This is a genomic window from Nonomuraea sp. MTCD27, assembly GCF_041950495.1.
GTDB lineage: Bacteria > Actinomycetota > Actinomycetes > Streptosporangiales > Streptosporangiaceae > Nonomuraea.
Genome location: NZ_JBGNUW010000060.1, coordinates 1 through 2,558 on the forward strand (window position 1 = coordinate 1; position 2,558 = coordinate 2,558).

2 protein-coding genes and 1 pseudogene are annotated in these 2,558 nt (G+C 68.4%); 1 reads left to right on the top strand and 2 read right to left on the bottom strand.

Annotation, left to right across the window (positions count from 1 at the left end; genetic code table 11):
- Positions 1-220: 220 nt before the first annotated feature.
- Positions 221-424 carry a hypothetical protein gene (locus ACBJ59_RS62670; protein ID WP_375119376.1) on the bottom strand — a complete coding sequence of 68 codons (204 nt, stop codon included), beginning with the start codon at positions 422-424 and terminating at the stop codon, positions 221-223.
- Positions 425-1,032: 608 nt separating this feature from the next.
- On the opposite strand from ACBJ59_RS62670, the gene holA reads away from it, so the two are divergent.
- Complete coding sequence (gene holA / locus ACBJ59_RS62675; protein WP_375119377.1) at positions 1,033-2,016, top strand: DNA polymerase III subunit delta; 984 nt, start codon at positions 1,033-1,035, stop codon at positions 2,014-2,016.
- A 69-nt stretch (positions 2,017-2,085) separates the two neighbouring features.
- Here holA and ACBJ59_RS62680 read toward each other — a convergent pair.
- Positions 2,086-2,558 (bottom strand): annotated as a pseudogene (locus ACBJ59_RS62680) (transposase); the annotation flags it as partial.

Here is a 2,558-nt window from a genome sequence, read left to right on the forward strand (position 1 = left end):
GCATCGCCACCCGCTACGACAAGACCCCTGAGAGCTACATCGCCGGCCTCCACCTTCGTGGCGCGATGATTTGGATCAAAGACCTCACACGACCCACCCCTTGATCACAACCCAATACGCGCCCTAGCGGTACATGTCACCAGGTCCTCGTCGGCGGGGCGGCGGGTAGCCCTGGAGCAGGGCCGCAACGTCGCCGGGAGGTGGGGAGCGGTACGGGTCGCTAGGAGGTGGGTGAGCGCGGTGCGGGTCGCTGGGTGGCGGTGGTACGGAGGTCGGTCAGGGCGGTGGTGGCGGTGGCGGTGGTACGGAGCCCGGCCAGGGCGGCGGTGGCCCGAGGAAGTTGGAGGCGGACTCCGACGCCCGCTTGGGCAGCGAGCTGGAGTGCGTCGGCGAGTGGGTTGCCGGCCCGGTGGGAGCGCGGCATGGCCGCTCACCCCACAAGCGCCCTGCCTGCTTGTGCACCATGAGGCGTTGCTCATCGTCGCATTGCGCCGCATTGAGCTTGTCCGACGACCTTGCTTTGGCCGTTCTCGCGGGTATCTTCAGCCTTACGATCATGGTTGTCGCGGCGGGCGTTCGGTCTCCTGCTCAATCCGCATTCTCGCCCGGGGAGCGGCTTGGTCTCGTGAAGCGGCGAGGTCCCGCGACCGGCGTGGTTCCGAGAAGCGGCGTGGCCCTGGGGATGGGACGTGGCGTGGTACCGGGGGACGGCGCGCGCTTGGGCCCCGGCGTGGTTCCGGGGAGTGGGGCACTCCTGGCGGGCAGCGCGGTCCCGGGGAACGGCGCGGTTCCAGGGAACGACGCCGTGAATCCGAGAAGGGCCAGAGGGTGAGGTGGTGCGGTGCTCTCGGCCCGCGCCGGGGAGTTGCAAGACCACAATCGCATCGCACTGCCACCTTGAACGTCGTTCGGTGGCCCGAGATTGATCGAAACCTGTGGATCGCCTCGATTGATGATTCGGGCGATCAGGCCCATCCTGGTGAGGGCGCGGCCGGGGAGCGATTGAGTACCAGGTTGTCGGCGGCGCATGGCATGCTGCCTGACATGGCGGGAACCGATCCAGCACCTGTGACCTTGATCCTCGGCGATGAGGAGCTGCTGGCCGACCGGGCAGTGAGTGGTGTCGTCGCGGCGGCGCGGGCGGCCGACCCCGGCTCGGATGTGCATGATCTTGTGGGGGGCAAGGTCACGACCGGTGAGCTCACGCAGCTCACCTCGCCTTCGCTCTTCGGGGATCGGTCCGTGGTGGTGATCCGGTCCGCCCAGGATCTGCCGAAGGACGTCATCACCGAGATCGTGGCCTATACCAAGCAGCCTTCCGACGACACCGTGATGGTGCTGTCCCATCCGGGTGGGGTGAAGGGGAAGGCGCTGGTCGATGGGGTGAAGAAGGCCGGGGCCAAGGTGATCACGGTCAACAAGGTCACCAAGGCCGGGGAGCGGCTCGACTTCATCAAGGGCGAGTTCAAGCGGGCGGGGCGGAACATCTCCGCCGACGCGGCCCAGGCGTTGCTCGACGCGGTGGGGAACGATCTGCGGGAGCTGGCGGCGGCGTGCAATCAGCTGGCGTTCGACAGCGAGGACAAGACGATCGGTGCGGCGTCGGTCGCTCGCTATCACAAGGGGCGGGCCGAGGTCACCGGCTTCAACGTGGCCGACTCGGCGATCGAGGGGCGGTTGGCCGATGCTCTGGAGCAGTTGCGGTGGGCTCTCGGCACCGGGGTCGCGCCCGTCCTGCTGGTGAGTGCGCTGGCCGGTGGGCTGCGGTCGCTGGCGAAGGTCGGCAGCGCGCCGCGCAACCTCCGAGGTGGGCAGCTGGCCAGCCATGTCGGCATGCCGCCGTGGAAGGTGGACCGGGTGAAGCGGCAGCTCAACGGCTGGGGGCCGGAAGGGCTGTCCAGGGCGATCCAGGCCGTGGCCAGCGCCGATGAGCAGGTCAAGGGCGGGGGAGCAGACCCGGCTTACGCGTTGGAGCACACGGTCCAGGTCATCGTGGCCAACCGAACAGGCCGGTAGCCGAACGATCGCCATTCAGGCCGTTCCGGCGGGCGTCGGGCCGGGCTGGGCTTAGCTTGCGATTTAACGTCACTCTCGGTGTTCGTTGTCGGCGGCTACGGTCTTGCGGTAGGGCGGGCGCTTGTCTTTCGGCCGGTTCCTTGATCCTTTGGGGCGTCCGGGGCCGGGCCTGGTGAGTTTCGGTGAGTCGGCGGGAGTGCCGAGTTTTGCACGGAGACGGCGAAAGCCGAGCCGGACCCGGTATGGGCTGAGCGCTCTTCCCGGTTCGGGTCGCGGATGCCAGGGACGGCGCAGGTCGTCGACGTGAGGGCTGGCCAGCCGGAGTTGGGCATAGGCGGCCAGGATCAGGTGCATCCAGCGGTCGGTGGCCTGCGCCGAGGCCAGGTGGGCGCGGGCCATGCCCAGATAGACCTTGGCGAAGCGGTGAAAGTGCTCTTGATCGAAGCGGCGCAGGTAGGCCTTCCACAGCAGGTCCAGCAGCGCCGCATCGACCTCGATGGGCCCGGCGTGCCACAGCCAGAGATCTTTGGCCGGCTTGCGGC

What these genes read in the sequence shown, in the direction of transcription:
- ACBJ59_RS62670 (WP_375119376.1), bottom strand. Translation starts at nt 424, where the DNA reads ATGCCGCGCTCCCACCGGGCCGGCAACCCACTCGCCGACGCACTCCAG.
- holA (WP_375119377.1), top strand. Translation starts at nt 1,033, where the DNA reads ATGCTGCCTGACATGGCGGGAACCGATCCAGCACCTGTGACCTTGATC.